Here is an 18,722-nt window from a genome sequence, read left to right on the forward strand (position 1 = left end):
GATTTGCATCATCTAATCAAAAGTCACTGCTTCTACAGCCACTCTTGTCGCATCATCTTTCTTGACATGGTCCTGAATTTTTTGGCTAATCTGAATGACCACCGTATTAGACTTCAAGGATTGCTCCATCGTCTTAGCTTGAGGCGTTTTTACTAGCCCTAAGCTTAGGACTGTCAAAAGCCAGAGAAATAACGTTTTTGGCACGGTTTCTTACTCCTTAGATACAATTTAAAATGACGACTGGAATCTATCCCATTCCAGCTCTTCTTATCCTTTACAAATTTTAGGCCTATTTGTATAATCATTTTATATATATAATTTTTATATACAAGACGATTATATATAATTTTCTGGTATATGTCAAATTTTTATATAATTAAAAAATTATATATCAAAATCAGCTTAAAAGCCTTGAAATCAATATCCTTAGAGGGTTTATAAAAATTTGCTCCAAAAATCTTTTAAAAATTTTTATTTTTTTGAAAGCGCTTGACGAATTTACTTTCTTCTGTTAGACTTAAAGCAGAACTATTTCGGAGGTACACGGAGACATGAAAAATTAAGTCTATTTTTTAAAGGAAACTTTATTTAGTAGATTTTGTCATGTTTCTGCATATCCGCGGGATGTTCGTTTTTTGTGCTTTCTAGCTTCTTTTTGCTTATCTTTAGGTCAATCCTGTCACTCCTATGACAGTGTAAGCTGGAAGCCTATGAACGAATAATCCTACTTAGACACTCCTGTGTCTGCTTTGTGCAACTAAAAACAGCTCTGCTAAATAAAGCAGGGCTGTATTTTGTGTTATAAAACGAAGGAGACATCTATGCTTCAAATAAGAAATCTAACCATTACCCATCTAAAAGACCTGAAAGAGTTAGTCAAAGATTTGTCACTGACTGTCAATCAAGGAGACAAGGTCGCTATTATCGGTGAGGAGGGCAATGGCAAATCCACCCTGCTCAAGCTCTTGCTAGACGAGCGACTGGTCAGCTCCTATGTCAGCTACAGCGGACAGATTGATAAGTCCTATACTGCTGCTGTCTACCTGCCCCAGCAGCTGCCTTCAGAGGATGCCCTACTGACGCTCAATGACTATTTCTTTGCAGATTTTGAGACCGATCTGGACTATGCCAAGCTCTACCGCTATGCTGGAGAGCTCAACTTTGACAGCCAGCGTTTTGCCAGTCAGCAGCAGCTCTCTAGCCTATCTGGAGGAGAAAAGCTCAAGGTCCAGCTCATCAAGAAACTAGCCAGTGATTGGGATATTCTCTTTCTTGACGAGCCCTCTAATGACCTTGACCTTGAGACTCTGACTTGGCTGGAAAACTTTATCAGCCACAGCCAGAGAACGGTCCTTTTCGTCTCTCACGACGAGCACTTTCTCGCTCAAGCTGCGACCAAGATTGTTCATCTGGAGCGAATCAAAAAGAAGCAGGAGGCCAGAACCAGCGCCAAGAGTCTGGACTATGAAAATTACCGCCATCAGCGTCAGGAGGCCTTTGAAAAACAGGGACAACTAGCACGGAAAGAGCGAGAAGAACACGCCAAGACCATGGAAAAACACCGACAGGTTAAGCAGAGTGTGGAGCATACTTTACGAAACACCCATGATGCTACTGCAGGTCGACTGGTGGCTAAGAAAATGAAAAACGTCCTCTCGCAGGGCAAACGATTTGAAAAGGCAGGTGCTGAAATGACAGAAATTCCGACACAGGAAGATGCCATCAGCCTTCACTTCTCAGACATAGAAGCTCTGCCATTGACCAAAAGAATCCTGAAATTAGAAGGAATGAAACTGGAAACTGACGAACAACAACTGGCGGAGAACCTGACTCTGGAGGTCTGTGGCCAGGAAAAAATCGGGCTGATTGGTGCTAATGGCGCAGGCAAGTCTACTCTGCTGAAGGAAATATGGAAGATCCTGCGTGAGCGGACAGACATGCGAGTAGGCTACATGCCCCAGCATTATGGTGACTTGCTGGCTGATGAGAGCAGTCCCTTGGACTTTCTGGCTCCCTCTGGCGACAAGTCCCAGGAGGAGAAAATCCTGACTCATCTAGCCAGTCTCCAGTTCACGCGCGACGAGGCCAGGCACCCGATTGGACAGCTTTCCGGTGGCCAAAAAGCCAAGCTCCTCCTGCTCAAACTAGTCTTAGACCGCCCCAATGTCCTCCTTCTGGACGAGCCAACCCGCAACTTCTCTCCCACCTCTCAGCCTCAGGTTCGCCAGCTTTTGGCGACCTATCCTGGCGCCATCATAGCTGTCTCCCACGACCGAATCTTTCTCAAAGAAGTCTGCCAAAAGATTTATAAACTGACGGAGACAGGGTTTGAAGAAGTTGAATTATAAGCAAAAAGAGTTGGAAATTCCAACTCTTTTAATTCTGTTTAGCATCAATCTGTGAACTTTAATAAAGCTCCCCTTCTACTCCTGCGCCGTCTGCATTTGGTAATACACACCTCTGGCTGCCATGAGTTCCTGATGATTGCCGTGTTCGACGATATCACCATCTACCATGACGAGGATGATGTCAGCATTTTGAATAGTGGACAGGCGGTGGGCGATGATAAAGCTAGTCCGTCCCACCATGAGCTTGCTGAAAGCCTCCTGAATCAAGACTTCTGTCCGGGTATCGATGGAGGAAGTCGCCTCATCCAAGATTAGGATTTTAGGAACAGCAAGGAAGACACGCGCAATGGTCAAGAGCTGCCGCTGACCTTGAGAAAGGGAGTCCCCAGCATCCGCTAGATAGGTGTCGTACCCCTGAGGCAGCTGCTGGATAAAGAAATGCGCATTGGCCGCCTTGGCAGCTGCAATGACCTCTTCTCGGCTGGCGTCTGGCCGGCCAAAAGCTATGTTGTCATGAATGGTCGCCGTCTTGAGCCAAGTCTCTTGCAGTACCATACCAAACTGCTGACGATAAGAGGCTCTGGAGTAATGCGTGATGGGAATACCATCTAAAGAAATAAGACCACTGTCTACATTGTAAAAGCGCATGAGGAGATTGATCAAGGTAGACTTGCCAGCACCAGTTGGCCCGACAATTGCGACCTTGCTAGCTGCTGGAATCCTTATATTCAAATCCTGAATCAGCTCTTTTCCAGGCTCATAGCCAAAAGCCACATGCTCAAAGCTAATCTGTCCTCTGACATCTTCCGACTGGAGGATTTCCTGACCAGACTCTGCTATTTCTTCTTGGTCCAAAACGCTGTAAATTCGCTCCGCACAAGCTAAAGCGCTCTGCAATTCCGACATGACTGACGATATATCGTTGAAAGGCTTGGTGTACTGGTTGACGTAGTTGAGGAAAGTCACCAGCTGCCCAACCGTAAAGCCTGTTCCCTGAATGATTCGTACAGCCCCAAAGCCCACAATCAAAGCATAAATCAGGGCATTGATAAAACGAGTCGAAGGATTGACTGTCGAAGAATAGAAAATAGCCGCCTGAGAATAGTCTGCATAAGTTTGATTACTTCGAGTAAAAGCTGTATCAAACTGCTCCTGAGCATTAAAGGCCTGTATCAGACTTTCCTGGGTCAGACTTTCCTCAATTAGCTGGGTCTGGGCTCCTCTCGCCTGCGTCTGACGTTGGAAAAAGCTAAAACTCTTTTTGGCTATAAAGCGAGCTAAGAAGAGAGAAAGGGGCGTCAAAAGCAGAACCAAAAGCAAGAGGAAAAAGTCCAGCCGGGCCATGCTAATGATAGTGACTAAGATGGTCAGCAAACCCACAAAAAACTGATTAAAAATCATAAGTAGGCCATTGCTGAGCTGCTCCAAGTCCGTCGTCACCCGACTAACCAAGTCTCCGGTTCCCTGTCGATCCAGATAAGCCAAAGGCAGATAATGAATTTTCTTGATGACACCTTGTCGGAGCTGCTGGCTATAGCGATAGACCAGCTGATTATAGAGCAAGGGATTGAGCCACTGAATCAGCGTATTGGCTAAGATGACCAACAACATCTGGCCCAAAATCGGCACCAAATGCTGGTCCGCTTGAGGCAGAAGAACGCTATCGACCGCATTCCCGATTAAAACTGGGAGAAGAACAGTCAGAGCCACTTGAGCCACCGTTCCCAGACTAGCTAGGAGAAAAAGCCAGCGCGCCTGCAACAAATCGCGAGTCAAGCGCTTCAAGCTGCTAGGTGATGTCTTATGCTTCATGCTTGCCCTCCTCTCTTTGACTATGCTGTGAGTGATGGATTTCTCGGTAAATGGCAGAGCTGACTAAGAGTTCCTCATGGCGACCAAGAGCCACTTGTTCTCCCTTATCTAGGACTAAGATTTGATCCGCTGAGCGCAAGCTATTGGTCCGCTGAGAGATCAAGACCAGACTGGTCTCAGTCAATTCATTCTTAATAGCCTGCAAGAGTCTAGCCTCTGTCAGATAGTCCAGAGCAGATGTCGCATCATCTAAAACCAAGAAAGGTGCCCTCCGCAAGACAGCTCTGGCAATGGTTAAACGCTGACGCTGACCGCCAGAAAAATTCCGACCAAAGGCCTCTACAGTCGCATCCAAGCCACCTTCCTTCTGAGAGACAAAGTCCGCCGCCTGAGCAATCTCTAAAGCCTGCCACAAGTCTGCGTCTGTTGGCTTAGCTGACAATCCTAAAGTCAGATTGGATCGGACGGTTCCTTGGAAAAGCTCCGCCTTCTGAGGCACCAGACTAATCCAAGACCGCCATTCTCTGAGATTTTTAGGACTGCGTCCTTGGGAAAAGATGGTCAACTGACCAGCAGCCACAGGATAAAGATGAGCCAGCAGCTGAACCAGAGTAGACTTACCTGAACCTGTCCCGCCAATAACTCCCAAAGTCTGACCTCTTTTCAAATCAAAAGTCAGACCAGTCAAGGCTGGACTAGCTGCATTTGGATAGGAAAAGCTGACCTGCTGGACTTTAATAGCTTGATTTGGCAGAGCTGTTTCCTGCACTAATTCCTGCAGGACATCTTCTTCTGCTTGCTCGAAGACCTGACTGATACGACCTGCACTGATATAGCTTTGATTGAGCGAGTTGACCAGCATAGCCAGCTTGAGCAATTCCACCAAAATCTGCAATAAATAATTGACCAAAGCCACTAGCATCCCCTGGGTCAGCAAGCCCTTGCCGATAAAGGTATTCCCCTGCCAAATGACAGCAATCAGAGTACCATTGACCGTAAGAAAGGTCAGAGGACTAATCAGACTAGCCAGAGCTCCCGTCCTGATTTGCCAAGTTTTATAGAGCTCGTTGCGATTGCGAAAGGTCTGAACCTCACGCTGGGTCTGACCGAAAGCTCTTATAACCCGCATACCCTGCAGCTGCTCACGAGTCAAATTGACCAGCTGATCTGTCAGTTGGCGAATCTTAGCGTAGAGAGGATTCATAAGACGAGACATGAAAACGATAATAGCCGTTAAAATTGCTACCATGAGCAAGAACCACAAGGTAATGACCGGACTGATAGTAAAGGCCATAATAATAGATCCAAAAACGATGATGGGCGCCCGCAGAAAGAGACGAAGAAATTGATTGATGCCCGTCTGAATCTGATAGGTGTCGCTCGTCAGCCGAGTCACCAAGCTAGAAGTTGTCAACTCATCCCGACTAGCCTTGGGCAAGCGCAGGATTTTTTGATAGAGGTCGCTTGTCATCTGGCGAGTAAAGCCCACTGCCGCCTTTGACGAATAATACTGGGCTACCACTGCTACCACCACGCCCAGCGCAGCCAAGCCCATCAAAAGAAAAACCATCCAGTAGAGATGGGAGCTGTCGTGTCTAGGAATTGTCTCGTCCACAATCCCCGCAATCAAAACCGGAACCAAGAGTTCAAAACTGGCCTCCAAGAGCTTGAACAAGGGCCCCAGCAAAGACTCTCTGATATAGCCCTTGAAATATTTCAATAAATCTTTCATACCGCCTACTTCTCCATTAAACTGTATTTATTTTACCATAATTTTCAAAGGGTAAAAAATATTCTCCTTCTGACCAGCAGAAAGAGAACATTGATATTAGACTTCTTGTAAGTTCTGGCTTATTTTCTTTAGACTCATATACAAAAATGGCGTTACAGCAAATAAGAAGCCGCCTAAAGCTATAAAAGTCCAGTCAAAGCCAAAGTAATCAATCAACCAGCCTGTCACAGGGAAAATGACAATCATGCTCAAGCTGAACATCATAGAATAAACACTGAGCATGGTCGCCCGTACTTCACTTGGCAGCTGCTTTTGCAAATCGTTGTCAAAAATCGGCTGAAAGAGTGCATACAAGGCGTTGCTGATTAGATAAATCACAATATAGATGATTGGCGTGCCAAAATAGGACAGCAGGTAGCTTGCTCCAGTTAAAAGTACCACTGAAGGGAAAAGTTTTAGGGCAGAATATCTCTTTCCAATCACACTCGCCAGATAGACCGCTAAGATATTCAAAGCACTGCCAATTAGCATAACTACTGAAATCTGCCAATCTTTTAAGTCCGGCAATTGATTTTGATAATAAAAATAAAACATACACATCAGCGTTCCGATGATTTGGGACAGAATCATCCAGATAAAAAGGCTAGGATTTCTCTGCAACTCCTCTTTGACAGCCCAGATAATCTTTTTCATAGTCAGACGTTCCGCTTTCTCTGCTTTGACACTAGGTTCTTTTAGCATCCAGGTCAAGAACAGAACGATGACAGAGGTGCCAATCATGATATAGTAGGTCAGATGCAATTGTCCATGGACAAAAAATCCAGCCCAGACTGTTCCCAAAGACCGGGTCGCTTCAGCCACTCCAGACATAAAGCTGGAGATGGACAGGTAACGTTCCTTGAGTCCAGCCTCTACAGAAGAATCATAAACCATGGCCGCACTTGTCCCCGAATCAAAGTTATAGGACCAAGCACTAATCACCATAGCCAGTGCATAAACCCAAAAGTTCCCCTGCCCGGCCAACATGAGAACAGAAGACACAATCCCGGCTATCCGGCTCAGATACAGATTGGTCTTGTAGGAAAAGCGATCCGCCAACATCCCAGAAGGAATTTCACAGATGACACTGGTCGCATGAAAAATACTTTCCAAAAGCCCAATCTGCCAAAGGGACATGCCATTTTGACTTAGAAATAAAATCCAAAAACTAGTAATGCCTAGAAAGGCAAAAAATTCTACACCGGCCATAAGACCGATATTTTTCCGATAACTTCTTTTAAACATATTTTCTCCTTTAACAAGTGTTTCTTCATTTTTATCCTTTATCACTTGTTAATCCGCTGTTCACATGACCTCTACCTCTTCTTTCTCTAAAATTCTATATTTGGATTATTTCATAGTTCATTGCTGAAAAAACGCCACATGGGCGTTTGAATCATTTTATGGTTTAATACGGTGCAGCATACGTGGGAATGGAATGGCTTCACGGATATGCTTAGTCCCTGCTACAAAGGTTACCATACGCTCGATACCGATACCGAATCCACCGTGCGGAACTGTTCCATACTTACGAAGATCCAGGTAGAATTCATATTCTGTCGTATCCATACCAAGATCATTCATCTTAGCAACGAGGGCATCGTAATCTTCTTCACGCATAGAACCACCGATGATTTCACCGTAGCCTTCTGGAGCAAGCAAGTCTGCACAGAGGACACGATCTGGATTTCCAGGAACTGGCTTCATGTAGAAAGCCTTGATAGCTGCTGGGTAGTTCACGACAAAGGTTGGTACACCAAAGTGGTTTGAAATCCATGTTTCATGCGGTGAACCAAAGTCATCTCCATGTTCCAGATGCTCATAGTCAGCATCTTCATCATTTTCATGCGCTTGCAAGAGGTCAATCGCTTCATCATAGCTAACACGCTTGAAAGGCTCTGCAATATAGCGTTTCAAAAGTTCTACATCACGTTCCAAGGTTTCCAAAGCTTGAGGAGCACGGTCAAGAACACCTTGGATCAAGGCTTTAACATAAGCTTCTTGCAAGTCGAGTGACTCATCATGCGTCAAGTATGAGTACTCTGCATCCATCATCCAGAACTCAGTCAAATGACGACGGGTTTTTGATTTTTCGGCACGGAATACAGGACCAAAGTCAAAGACGCGACCAAGAGCCATAGCACCTGCTTCCAGATAAAGCTGACCTGACTGACTCAAGTATGCTGGAGTTCCGAAGTAGTCTGTTTCAAAGAGCTCAGTTGAGTCTTCTGCTGCATTTCCTGACAAGATTGGGCTGTCAAACTTCATAAAGCCATTCTTGTCAAAGAATTCATAGGTAGCGTAGATGATGGCATTGCGGATTTGCATCATTGCCACTTGCTTACGAGAACGCAGCCACAAATGACGGTTATCCATGAGGAAGTCAGTGCCATGTTCTTTGGGCGTGATTGGATAGTCATTTGACTCGCCGATGATTTCGATATCGGTGATGTCCAACTCATAACCAAATTTTGAGCGCTCGTCTTCCTTGACAACCCCTGTCACATAGACAGAAGTTTCTTGGCTAAGCTTTTTAATCGTATCAAACTTCGCCAATCCTTCTTCTTCGCCAAATTTCTCGATGAAGTTAGGCTTGAAGGCCACCCCTTGGAAAAAGGCAGAGCCATCGCGCAACTGCAAGAAAGCAATCTTACCCTTACCTGACTTATTGGCAACCCAAGCACCAATGGTCACTTCTTGACCAACATAATTTTTCACATCAATAATTGTTACGATTTTCTTTGACACGTTTTTTCTCTTTTCTATTTTTTATTCTTTATGACAGACTGCCTCGACATTATTACCATCTGGATCCAAGACAAAGGCTGCATAATATGATGAAAGGTTCCCCCGATAATTTGGCGCACCGTTGTCTTTTCCCCCTGCCTTTAAACCAGCCTCATAACAAGCTTGAACCTGCTCATGGTTTTCTGCCAAAAAAGCAAAGTGAATCGGAGACTGCTCTCCCTCCCCCAACCAAAAATCTCCACCAGGATGTGGGCTGTTGGGAGCAACAAAACTGAGTAGAGAACTACTTCTAAAAGCCAATTTGTAGCCTAGAGGAGAAAGAAAACTTGTATAAAAGTCTTTTGAAATTTGTAGATTCCTGACCTTTATCTCAAAATGATCAATCATATCTGCCTCCTAGATTGGTTGCTAAATGTCACTTTATTTCAAGACAAATCTTTTGGACATCTGTTCTATATTTTACCATAAAGCGATTGCAATAGCTATCCTTGAAGAGGCTAAATCTCAGAAAAATTAAAAAACCAGCCTCCTAAAGGCTGGCGGATAACTCTCTCTGAATAAGAGGACTAATTTTTCGTTCCATATAGCAGTCGATCAACCATGTCATCATCATAGTTCAAGACTTTTTTCAAAGCCATCTTAAAGCGCTGATCACTGAGAATCTGACCTCCTGGACTCTGGTCAATCGTCGCATAATTCCCCTCCCCATCCTGAGTAAAGGCTACAGTGAGCTCTTGGTCAGGATCTTCACAAACATTTCTCTGAGGATCTTTAGAACTGGTAGACGGTCGAAAGTCCATTCTTTGCAGGCGAAACGACAGTTCCTTATGAAAGGTCGCAATGTCTTTCTGACGATTGGCTACTGGCTCATGTTTGTCCAGCCAAGTCAAAACATCTTCTTTTGTAATATATATCATCTTCCCCTCCTAAACCAAATCAAAGTTCGCCCTGTAAATAACCGTATCATAGCTTGGGCTAGCTGCTGAGAGAGCCGCTTGAATGATATGGAGCACGCGCTGCTGTTGACCTTCGAAAGCCGAGGGCAGGAGCATATTAGAGACATTTTTGACAATCACTCCCTTAGTGAATTCCCCATCTTCATAAGAAAAATCCTGCTGATGAAAAATGGTCTTGGTCTTAAATTCAATCACCTGTCCTTGCAAGATTAGCTTATAAGTCTTCTTCCAGTTGGTTCTGCCACCAAAGCGATAAAGGACCAGATAAATCCCCAAATCATGATCTGCAACCCAATCGCCCGTCTCAAAAACTAGCTCGTCATCAATACCAGCTTCCTTTAAAATCTCAATCCCTTCTTCAGAAATCATCTCGTGCACGAACTTCCAACTTCCTTCCTGGGGAAGAGTCGCTGTTCCCTCAGTCTCCTTCTGAGGTCTACTACTGACTGCTTTATGGGGAACTCTTTTAGGGGTAAATTCTTCCTCCCAAGTCATATCTTCTTCTATGTCACTGACAGCCCGCCTAGTCGGTAAAAAATCCAGACACTTTTCTAATAATCCCATATCCTATCTCCTCTTTATCTGTACTCCACGTGGTTTACTTCCCTTATCTTCGTATCATAATAAGGGTTAATCTGCGACAGGGCATGTTGAATCACTGTTACGATCTTGTCCTCTCGTCCCTTTAAAACCTTGGGAATCACAAGCTGGGAGATTGTTTCTGTTGATAGACCTTTTACACTTTGATCTTCCTTATTGCGAACTGGATATCTATCGGCCCGTTCTTCTTCTAGGCGAAATTCAAGCAAGTGCCCTCCGAGAATCATGGCTAAGACTTGATATTTCCCTTCCCCGATACGAAATTGCTTGACGCAGAGAAAAATTCCTCTCTTCTCATCCTCTAGTAAAAATGGCAAAGCCAATTCTTTTTCTGCAATCGAAAAATCCTCGAGAATCTTCTTCTCTCTTTCCTCTATTTCCTTTCTGATAAATCCCATTTTATCTCCTTTTGTACAAAATAATCTTCATCCCTATTATTACTTAAGTAAAAAGACCATGAGGAAGACACTGCATGTGAATAGAATGCAGGGCTAGACCAAATGGACTTCTTTTATTATACACCGAAACACCATCATCTTCAACTAAATACTCCTCAAATTTATAAGTCGTGTGGTGATTTCTATCAGAAAGTTACTCCTACTAACTTAATCTACCATTATAGCCGCTATTTAATCAATAGGCGGATCATCCTTTTCCTCTTCTTCCGTCTTCCAGTAGGTCATACTGCTCTTCTCAGTATCTACCTCCATCTTTTTATTAAGTTTAATATCAACCTTATAATAGGCACGTTTAATTAAAAACTTTTGACTGTTCTCTGCAGAACCCCAAGTTCTACAAACCATCAAAAAGCGTGCAGATCCTTGTCCGGATATCTCCTCCTTAGTGTAAGAACCTGGAGCAGTTGGGCGTTCTAAGATTCTCATATTTAAATTCAATTCTGGCTGGTAATTGTTCAAATACCAGTCTATTCGGGCAGAGTCATTCTCATAATATTGGATACGATAGCGATGACCTTTGGCTTGCAGACTATAGCCATTGGATTCAGAAATTGTGGTCCATCCCTGCTCTGAATCAACAACAGAACAAGCAGCCAATAAAACCAAACTGACTCCCATGAATAAGAAAAATAAATGTCGTTTCATATCCTTCTCCTTTCACTCCCGTTTGCAAGCCCAGACAGCTAAATTCCAACTGCTCCCAGCTTTTATTTTCTGAACAAAATCTTCTCAATTCAACCAGAAAATTTGAAAGCAATCTTATGGCATCCTATATTATTTTACCATTTTATTTAACTCATTACCAGTACAGTCAAAAATAAATTGAAAAGGACGAACGCTGAGTTCATCCCTATTTATCGTTTATAAATCTTCGAAAGTAGTGTAAGATTGAGAGCTTTATTTACTCTCCATAAATTGCTGCAAGCGCTGAACGGCTTCTTTGAGCGTGTCCAAATCTGTCGCATAGCTAAGACGGACATTTTCTGGAGCACCGAATCCTGCTCCAGTCACCAGAGCCACGCCAACCTCTTCTAAAATTGCTGTCGTAAACTCGGTCACATCTGTGTAGCCTTTCATTTCCATGGCTTTCTTGACATTTGGAAAGAGATAGAAGGCCCCTTGCGGCTTGACCACTTCAAATCCTGGCACCTGAGCCAAGAGTGGATAGATGGTATTAAGACGTTCTTCAAAGGCCTGGCGCATGGTTTCAACCGTTTCCTGACTGCCAGTCAAGGCCTCGATTGCTGCATATTGAGCCGCTGCTGTCGGGTTAGAAGTCGTCTGACCTGCAATCTTACTCATGGCCGCAATAATCTCCGGCTCACCAACTGCATAGCCAATCCGCCAGCCTGTCATGGAGTAGCTCTTAGAGACACCATTGATGACCACCGTCTGCTTGCGAATCTCCTCGGACAGACTGGAAATTGGTGTAAATTTATTACCGTTATAAACCAGACGTCCATAGATGTCATCTGCCAAAATCAGAATATCATGCTCCACAGCCCAGTTTCCAATCGCCCTTAGCTCATCCGCTGTATAAATCATACCAGTCGGATTGGACGGCGAGTTCAAAACCAAGACCTTGGTCTTATCAGTCCGAGCAGCTTCCAACTGTTCCACCGTAACCTTGAAATTATTTTCCTCAGTGGTTTGAACAAAAACAGGAATCCCCTCGGCCATCTTAATTTGGTCGCCGTAGCTTACCCAATAAGGCGTCGGAATGATAGCTTCATCACCTGGGTTGAGCACACTCATAAAGAAGGTGTAGAGGGAGAACTTAGCTCCGGTTGCCACCGTCACTTGATTCGGCTGGATGGTGTAGCCATAATAGTTGGCAAAATACTCTACCACTGCTTCTTTTAGCTCTGGTAGACCGCTAGTCACCGTATAAAAGCTAGCACACCCATCCTCAATGGCAGCTACAGCCGCATCTCGGATGTTCTTAGGCGTCGGAAAATCCGGCTCTCCCAGAGTCAGAGACAGAATATCCCGCCCCTGCGCTTTCAAAGTCTTAGCACGCGCTGCTGTTGCCAAAGTCACGCTTTCTTCCATCTTTAAGACACGATTTGATAATTTCATAGTCCCTCCTTGCTGACCAACTGTCCGCTTTCAAAACCAATCAGGTAGTAGGTGCCTCCCGACTTGACTTCCCAGATGGGCTGATCCTGAAAATAGCCCATGGTCACCTTATCAATAGTTCCGGCTCCATTTTCCTTGGCAATGCTCTCCGCCTCTGTCTGACTGACACCTTGGTCAAGTCGATAGACCCGAATCTCATTGGAATCTTTGGCAATCAAAACAGCTTTTTCGACACCTTTACTGGTCTTACCAAGCAGACTGTAGTAGGATTCCTGCCCATTGTAGATGGCAAAAGAATCCACTTTTTCAAGATCTGCGTATTCCTTGGCCAAGCGTCTGCTTGCTTCCTTAGCTGACTGCCTCGGCTGCATAGACACTTGCAAAACAGCAAAAAATGAAAAGACAAGAACGCTGAGAACGATAAAAATACCGATAAGGTACTGCCAAATTGGAAAACTGGCTTTATTTCTATTTTTATATTTCACTCCGTCATTATACTACAAATACTCCTATTTTTCTATCTTTTTTTGATGAGAATATTCGTAAAATTCTAAAGCAATATCCTTGCATATGATACTATTTATTGGTAAAATATTGTTATGAAGATTACAGACGATTTAAGCAAAGAAACTCTGCTTGATTTGAAAACCATGATTGTCTTTCACAAGGCAGCAAGAACCATCCGTGCCATTGAAGCCCAGATTTTTAAAAAGCATGATTTGACTCCTACTCAGTTTTCCGTCTTAGAAACCTTGTACAGCAAAGGAGAACTGCGTATTCAGGACCTGATTGACCGCATATTGGCTACTTCTGGCAACATGACTGTCGTCATCAAAAATATGGAACGCGACGGCTGGATTGTCCGCACCTGCGACCCAAATGACCGCCGGGCTTTTTTGATTGGCTTGACGGAACAAGGTAAAGCTAAAATTGAAGCCGCCCTGCCTGATCATATTAAAAATATCCAGCAAGCTCTGTCCATTCTCGAAGAAGACGATAAGCAAGATTTGATTCGCATTTTAAAAAATTTCAAAAAATTGAGCTAAATAATTGCTAACTAGTAATTAATGTTGTAACATATATTGTAACAAGAGAAATATCTCTTTATTTTATAAAAAAGGAGACAATGCAATGTCTAAAGTATTATTCATCGTCGGCTCGCTTCGTCAAGGTTCTTTCAACCACCAATTGGCTGAGCAAGCTGAAAAAGCTTTGGCTGGCAAGGCAGAAGTTTCATATCTTGATTACAAAGATGTACCATTCTTCAATCAAGACATCGAAAGTCCTGCTCCAGCTGCTGTTGCTAAGGTTCGTGAAGAAATTTTGGCCGCTGATGCCATCTGGATTTTCTCACCTGTCTACAACTGGGCTATTCCAGGAGTAGTGAAAAACCTCTTGGACTGGGCTTCACGCGCTCTGGATCTGTCAGACCCAACTGGCCCATCCGCTCTGAATGCTAAGGCTGTTACAGTTTCATCTGTAGCTAACGGCACATCACCAGACGAAGTATTCAAGCACTACCGCAGCCTGCTGCCATTCATTCGTATGAATGTGGTAGAACCATTCACAGGTGTTGGTATCAACCCAGAAGCATGGGGAACTGGTCAACTGACTGTCGCAGAAGATAAATTTGCTGAACTCTCAGCACAGGCTGATGCTCTTTTAGCAGCCCTTAACTAAAAAGAGAAGATTATAAAAAGAAAAGAAAACTTATAAGACACTAACCCCTCGCAAAAATTGCGAGGGGTTTTAGAATACTTTACTGACAGGAACAGGTATTATAAATCAGCTAAAGAATATTTAGGATAAGGAATTTGAGATAATTTATCTTCTATTTTTGCTAGCATTTTCTCTTATGATTCATCTATATACCCCTCAAACCAAATTTTTTCAATATCTTCTTGGTTAAAAAAGCAAGCTTGATTATCCGTCATACCAAAAGGATATACACAACCGGAATAGTCTAAATAACCAATTTCACCCTTATTATCATAAAGAGGATAACGGTTAATAATCATAATTTTTACTTGTCCATTTTTAAGTTGGACAACACTCCCTATCGGTAGTAGCTCAGTCATTAGAAACCTCCTTTAAAAATCTTCTCGAATTCTAAGTATTCTTCTTTTTTAATCTGTTTAGAACTTTAATCTGTTTGAATAAATGGGATCTTATGAGACAAAAATAAGCAAGAAAGAAACCCATGTCACTTAGCAAATAAGACAAATAGCTGCCTTTGCTTAAATACTCAACAGATTGATAGATGGCAAAAACAGCAAAAATCAAGCCAATTCCAAACTTCCCATATATATTTCGACTAAAAATATATAAAAACTCATCTTTTATAGGTAGTGTTTCAAAATGAAACTCTTTAAATGACGGCTCTTTCCTTGTCCTTGCAAGCAATTCTACTAGATACCCAACAATAACATAACCCAAAACTAACAAGATTATTTTCCATAGGAAGGACAAGCGGCTATTCGAAATAGAAGTAAATCCATGTAGCAGCAGAATGCTCACTGCGGGAACATATTTCGTGAGATCGAGATGGAATTGTGGACTATGAACATTTGCATAAATTTTATTAGTTTTTAGATCTAAATAATAGTTTCTACCTTGAAAGGTCAAGAGATAGGTTAAATATTCTTTTTCCTTCATTTCAATTGCTTTTCCAACCTTTTAAGGATAATCAATTTTTCTAATGGCCTATTTCCAAATAATAAGAGCCCAGATACTGGGAGAAAACCAATGATAGCTATAAAAGAAATAAAGCTTCCTGAAAAATAATAATCAATTATAAATTTAATTGACGTAAAAAATAGTATAGTCCCAAAAAACAATATTCCTTTACATTGTGTTTGTTGGTTATAAAGAAAATTAGGCCAGTCAAAATAAAGTTTCTGATTAAAATTTTTCATAGTTCCTTTTCTAATATTTCTTAGAACAAATATTATCAAAACTAAAACGCAGAGAACAGTCGAACACAAAATAAATATTCTGATAGGCACACTGGCAACCTGAGGTGCTGTTGCTTCTGAATAAATGTTTCGTAAAAGAAAGGAAGCAGGAAGAATAGCCCAAGTGAGATTAGGAGCTTTCTCTTCTTTCTTATCTATAGAGTATAGTTCTCTAGTTTTTCTATCATAAAAAATATTCTTATCTTTGAAATTACCCAACCAAAATACATTTTTATTCATTGATTTCTTCCAAGTGGCGACGGTTCATAATCATAGCACTTCCATTCAGTAAGTAATTGGTCATACATTACCTTGATCCATAGATTATAAGCTAAAGCTCTTTATTTATTTTTTATCAATTGCTTTATTGCCGTCATTCTTTTCATAAAATTGCTTTTTGCTATTACCATATAAAATATAAAATAAAAGGCAATAACTTCTATTAAGTTTGTCATGGTAGGAGCGTTCAAATATTCTCTCATTTGAAAAACAGTTAAGAAAGAACTCACTGCAAATGTAATAAGAAGAATGTATAATCGGTTTCTCTCTCCTGCTAAAAAATTCAACCAACCAACATGTTCATATAATTTGGGATTAAAGGCCTCAACGTTTTGCCCTAAATACTCATCTTTAAATCCAAAGTGACAAACCAAAGATATAAGAATAAGACACGCACTCAAAACAATTACTTTAAAAATAGGGGATTCAATTTTTATATTGTTTACTTGAACGAGAAAGGCATTTCTCAAAATTCCAATCGCTACTACTAACCACCTGAGATTAGGAAAAACTCTCTCATTTACTTTATTAGAATATACTTTTTTTCTTTTTGCATCATAAAAGATGTTTCGACCTTGAAAGCCGCCTATGATAATCATAGATTTCGTTTTCTTCATTTTTCAATACCATCATATTAATAAAAAAATTAGGGCTGAGAGGACTCAAATCCTTCCTAAACTTTACCTATCCACCACTTGAGCTTCAAATATAGCCGGTTTATTGTCTACATTGGTGATGGTGATGGAGTAAGATTTGTTGTTAGTTACATCAAAAACTTTTTCTCCTTGATACTGAATAATTAAATTTGATTTTTCTATATAAATATCAGCTAAATCACTATTTTCTACATAAGATTCAGTCAACTCTCCTGACTCATCTCTAACCCATTTGAACACATTTTGATTACTTAAATCATAATGTAACTCACTACCACTTACAGACCAATACTCTCTGCCATTTAACTCTAGTTTATTTTTATCATTTTTCTTTAGAATTAACTCTGAATAATATTCCACATCCTGTATCCGAGGATTTACTGTGAAGTTTACCGACTTTCCTGGCTGCAGAGTATATTTACCAAGATTTTGTGCCCATAAATAAAAGAGAAAAGCAGCTGCCAGAACTCCAACAAGCAATAAACTACAACCTAAATTCCAATTCCATTGTTTTTTCAAGGTCATTTGTGAATCTCCTTATAGTCGTCATACCATCTTGGAGCTCTATCCATTCTGTAAGATTTCGTTTTCTTTCCGTTTTCTCTGCTGACCCGACCACCTGATACATAGTAACAGTACTATTATACGAAGAATCAAATAGACCAAACGAAGAATTTTCATCTTACCAAGAGCAGACAAGAAGTCCTCCCTTACATGCCCTATCTCCTGAGTTAATTCCTCAATATTCTTACCCGTTTTTTGCTCTACAATAGCTGCATTCTTTGAAATCAAATAATAATTTTGCTCTAAACTAGTGGTATAGGCTCTGGATATTGGCTCGTCTAAGAAAAAATATACTCTATCAGCATACTTATCTTCAGACAGAGTATAGTATATTTCAGCTTCACTCTCCCATTTTTTAGGAAAACTAGTTATTCTAATATTTTCATAGTCTAGATGCATAATGCCATCCAAGACGTCACTATTCCATTCTTCCGCATAGTGATAAAGAGTTGCCTTCTTATCTACCATTGGCCAAACCATAACATACCGACTATGCATGAATTCCTTGGTCAAGGCCGAGTTGCTACCTAAACTAGTCGCACCAATCTCATATAAAGACCAAACAAGCGCAATAATCATTAAAAAAGTTTGGGCAGGTTTTGTTTTGAAATGATTCTGAAGTACGCTAACCTTAGTATCATTTTCCCTATTCTGTTTTCCAAACATCTCTAAATTTTACTTCTCCCCAATTCTGTAAATTAAACGAAACGAATAATCGTTTTTTCTTCATCCAATCACCTCAAGATATCCAGTTGTTTTTTGTTCATAAGCAAAATAGGAAGGAATAAGGATCAGAAGTAAGGACAAAACAATAGTCAGGAATTTATAGCGTTTGAATTTAACAAACATTTGTATCAGCTCCTCTTTCAAAATAGTCAAAAAGTATTCCTGATTTTTCCTCTTCAACAGTTTTACCATGATCTACAAGAAAGGCTTCACTCTTCCCTGTCCGTAATATCTCACACTTTATTTAGAAGCTAGTTGCTGTTTCATTTTTTCAAAAAACTGATTCAATTCTGTTTGAACCTGACGTAGTAGCTCTTTTTCTTGAGTCTCATCTATCTCAATTTTTTTCCTAATAGCATCCTTATCTATATAAGTATATCTTGAATAAGTCAATTTTAATTCTTTATCCACGAAAAAACCTGCATCTATTTCTTTACCATCAATTGTAGTAGAAAAATTAATCAGAAGCTCACTGTCTTCCAAACTAGTCGGTGGGCGTACATCCAAGTTTAATTTACCAGGTATTTTAAGTTCATTTATTCCCCATCGCCGAATCACCGGGTCATCCGGAATTCCATAGCCAGCATCTCGGATAATATCCTCGTTATTACCTGCGAGAATACTTGCCAGTAGTTCAATTTTATTGGCAGAAGAAAAATCTGGTTCAGGTTTATCATCAGGCCCAAAGAGCAACCAAATGACAAAAGCAGTTATTATCAAAAGTAGGATGCTTATTATTTTTTTACGTACCGACATTTTTATCTTCTCCTC

General features: G+C 41.4%; 21 protein-coding genes and 1 pseudogene. 3 read left to right on the forward strand and 19 right to left on the reverse strand.

What is annotated here, in order from left to right:
• Positions 1 to 12 precede the first annotated feature (12 nt).
• Entirely contained in the window at positions 13 to 204 is a 192-nt protein-coding gene (locus J1C86_RS06575) for a hypothetical protein (RefSeq protein ID WP_125409209.1), read from the reverse strand.
• Between the two features lie 617 nt (positions 205 to 821).
• Between J1C86_RS06575 and J1C86_RS06580 the strand changes: the two genes are divergently transcribed.
• Complete coding sequence (locus tag J1C86_RS06580; protein ID WP_125409589.1) at positions 822 to 2,348, forward strand: ATP-binding cassette domain-containing protein; 1,527 nt, start codon at positions 822 to 824, stop codon at positions 2,346 to 2,348.
• A 75-nt stretch (positions 2,349 to 2,423) separates the two neighbouring features.
• On the opposite strand, the gene J1C86_RS06585 is transcribed toward J1C86_RS06580, so the two are convergent.
• The 11 genes from J1C86_RS06585 to J1C86_RS06635 all read right to left on the reverse strand — a co-directional run bounded on the left by J1C86_RS06585 (position 2,424) and on the right by J1C86_RS06635 (position 13,257).
• On the reverse strand, positions 2,424 to 4,160 hold the full coding sequence (locus J1C86_RS06585; protein ID WP_125409591.1) for an ABC transporter ATP-binding protein: 1,737 nt from the start codon (positions 4,158 to 4,160) through the stop codon (positions 2,424 to 2,426).
• A complete protein-coding gene (locus J1C86_RS06590; RefSeq protein ID WP_125409593.1) occupies positions 4,150 to 5,892 on the reverse strand; it encodes an ABC transporter ATP-binding protein in 1,743 nt (580 codons plus the stop codon). Before J1C86_RS06590 ends, J1C86_RS06585 begins: the two co-directional genes overlap by 11 nt.
• A gap of 96 nt (positions 5,893 to 5,988) precedes the next feature.
• Positions 5,989 to 7,176, reverse strand: coding sequence for an MFS transporter (locus J1C86_RS06595; protein WP_111675682.1), 1,188 nt, complete (start codon positions 7,174 to 7,176; stop codon positions 5,989 to 5,991).
• 156 nt (positions 7,177 to 7,332) lie between these two features.
• Entirely contained in the window at positions 7,333 to 8,679 is a 1,347-nt protein-coding gene (gene asnS, locus J1C86_RS06600) for an asparagine--tRNA ligase (RefSeq protein ID WP_009659378.1), read from the reverse strand.
• Between the two features lie 21 nt (positions 8,680 to 8,700).
• On the reverse strand, positions 8,701 to 9,066 hold the full coding sequence (locus J1C86_RS06605) for a VOC family protein (protein ID WP_002906354.1): 366 nt from the start codon (positions 9,064 to 9,066) through the stop codon (positions 8,701 to 8,703).
• A gap of 179 nt (positions 9,067 to 9,245) precedes the next feature.
• Positions 9,246 to 9,596 carry a hypothetical protein gene (locus tag J1C86_RS06610; RefSeq protein WP_002897376.1) on the reverse strand — a complete coding sequence of 117 codons (351 nt, stop codon included), beginning with the start codon at positions 9,594 to 9,596 and terminating at the stop codon, positions 9,246 to 9,248.
• A gap of 9 nt (positions 9,597 to 9,605) precedes the next feature.
• Positions 9,606 to 10,199, reverse strand: coding sequence for a hypothetical protein (locus J1C86_RS06615; protein ID WP_002897375.1), 594 nt, complete (start codon positions 10,197 to 10,199; stop codon positions 9,606 to 9,608).
• 14 nt (positions 10,200 to 10,213) lie between these two features.
• Positions 10,214 to 10,633, reverse strand: a complete 420-nt coding sequence (locus tag J1C86_RS06620; protein WP_002897374.1) for a hypothetical protein — start codon at positions 10,631 to 10,633, stop codon at positions 10,214 to 10,216.
• 231 nt (positions 10,634 to 10,864) lie between these two features.
• Entirely contained in the window at positions 10,865 to 11,338 is a 474-nt protein-coding gene (locus tag J1C86_RS06625) for a hypothetical protein (RefSeq protein WP_111675681.1), read from the reverse strand.
• Positions 11,339 to 11,590: 252 nt separating this feature from the next.
• Positions 11,591 to 12,772: a pyridoxal phosphate-dependent aminotransferase gene (locus J1C86_RS06630; RefSeq protein WP_125409594.1), complete on the reverse strand. Its 1,182-nt coding sequence runs from the start codon at positions 12,770 to 12,772 to the stop codon at positions 11,591 to 11,593.
• A complete protein-coding gene (locus J1C86_RS06635; protein WP_002906347.1) occupies positions 12,769 to 13,257 on the reverse strand; it encodes a DUF5590 domain-containing protein in 489 nt (162 codons plus the stop codon). Before J1C86_RS06635 ends, J1C86_RS06630 begins: the two co-directional genes overlap by 4 nt.
• A 114-nt stretch (positions 13,258 to 13,371) precedes the next feature.
• On the opposite strand from J1C86_RS06635, the gene J1C86_RS06640 reads away from it, so the two are divergent.
• The gene (locus tag J1C86_RS06640) at positions 13,372 to 13,818 is read left to right on the forward strand and encodes a MarR family winged helix-turn-helix transcriptional regulator (protein WP_002906346.1); all 447 of its coding nucleotides are present in this window, start codon (positions 13,372 to 13,374) and stop codon (positions 13,816 to 13,818) included.
• An 85-nt stretch (positions 13,819 to 13,903) separates the two neighbouring features.
• Positions 13,904 to 14,452, forward strand: a complete 549-nt coding sequence (locus J1C86_RS06645; RefSeq protein WP_023916357.1) for an NADPH-dependent FMN reductase — start codon at positions 13,904 to 13,906, stop codon at positions 14,450 to 14,452.
• Positions 14,453 to 14,628: 176 nt separating this feature from the next.
• Here J1C86_RS06645 and J1C86_RS06650 read toward each other — a convergent pair.
• The 7 genes and pseudogenes from J1C86_RS06650 to J1C86_RS06680 form a co-directional block, all read right to left on the reverse strand.
• Positions 14,629 to 14,850 (reverse strand): annotated as a pseudogene (locus tag J1C86_RS06650) (DUF4176 domain-containing protein); the annotation flags it as partial.
• A gap of 31 nt (positions 14,851 to 14,881) precedes the next feature.
• Positions 14,882 to 15,427, reverse strand: a complete 546-nt coding sequence (locus J1C86_RS06655; RefSeq protein ID WP_023916361.1) for a hypothetical protein — start codon at positions 15,425 to 15,427, stop codon at positions 14,882 to 14,884.
• Complete coding sequence (locus tag J1C86_RS06660) at positions 15,424 to 15,966, reverse strand: hypothetical protein (protein WP_061591669.1); 543 nt, start codon at positions 15,964 to 15,966, stop codon at positions 15,424 to 15,426. The genes J1C86_RS06655 and J1C86_RS06660 overlap by 4 nt, the downstream gene beginning before the upstream one ends.
• Positions 15,967 to 16,067: 101 nt before the next feature.
• Entirely contained in the window at positions 16,068 to 16,622 is a 555-nt protein-coding gene (locus J1C86_RS06665; protein WP_061591668.1) for a hypothetical protein, read from the reverse strand.
• Positions 16,623 to 16,685: 63 nt separating this feature from the next.
• Positions 16,686 to 17,186, reverse strand: coding sequence for a hypothetical protein (locus J1C86_RS06670; protein ID WP_023916366.1), 501 nt, complete (start codon positions 17,184 to 17,186; stop codon positions 16,686 to 16,688).
• A 39-nt stretch (positions 17,187 to 17,225) separates the two neighbouring features.
• A complete protein-coding gene (locus tag J1C86_RS06675; RefSeq protein WP_061591667.1) occupies positions 17,226 to 17,891 on the reverse strand; it encodes a hypothetical protein in 666 nt (221 codons plus the stop codon).
• Positions 17,892 to 18,191: 300 nt separating this feature from the next.
• Positions 18,192 to 18,707 carry a hypothetical protein gene (locus J1C86_RS06680; RefSeq protein ID WP_061591665.1) on the reverse strand — a complete coding sequence of 172 codons (516 nt, stop codon included), beginning with the start codon at positions 18,705 to 18,707 and terminating at the stop codon, positions 18,192 to 18,194.
• Positions 18,708 to 18,722: the final 15 nt, after the last annotated feature.

Origin of the sequence: Streptococcus sanguinis (genome assembly GCF_050220005.1) — a bacterium.
Lineage (GTDB): Bacteria > Bacillota > Bacilli > Lactobacillales > Streptococcaceae > Streptococcus > Streptococcus sanguinis_Z.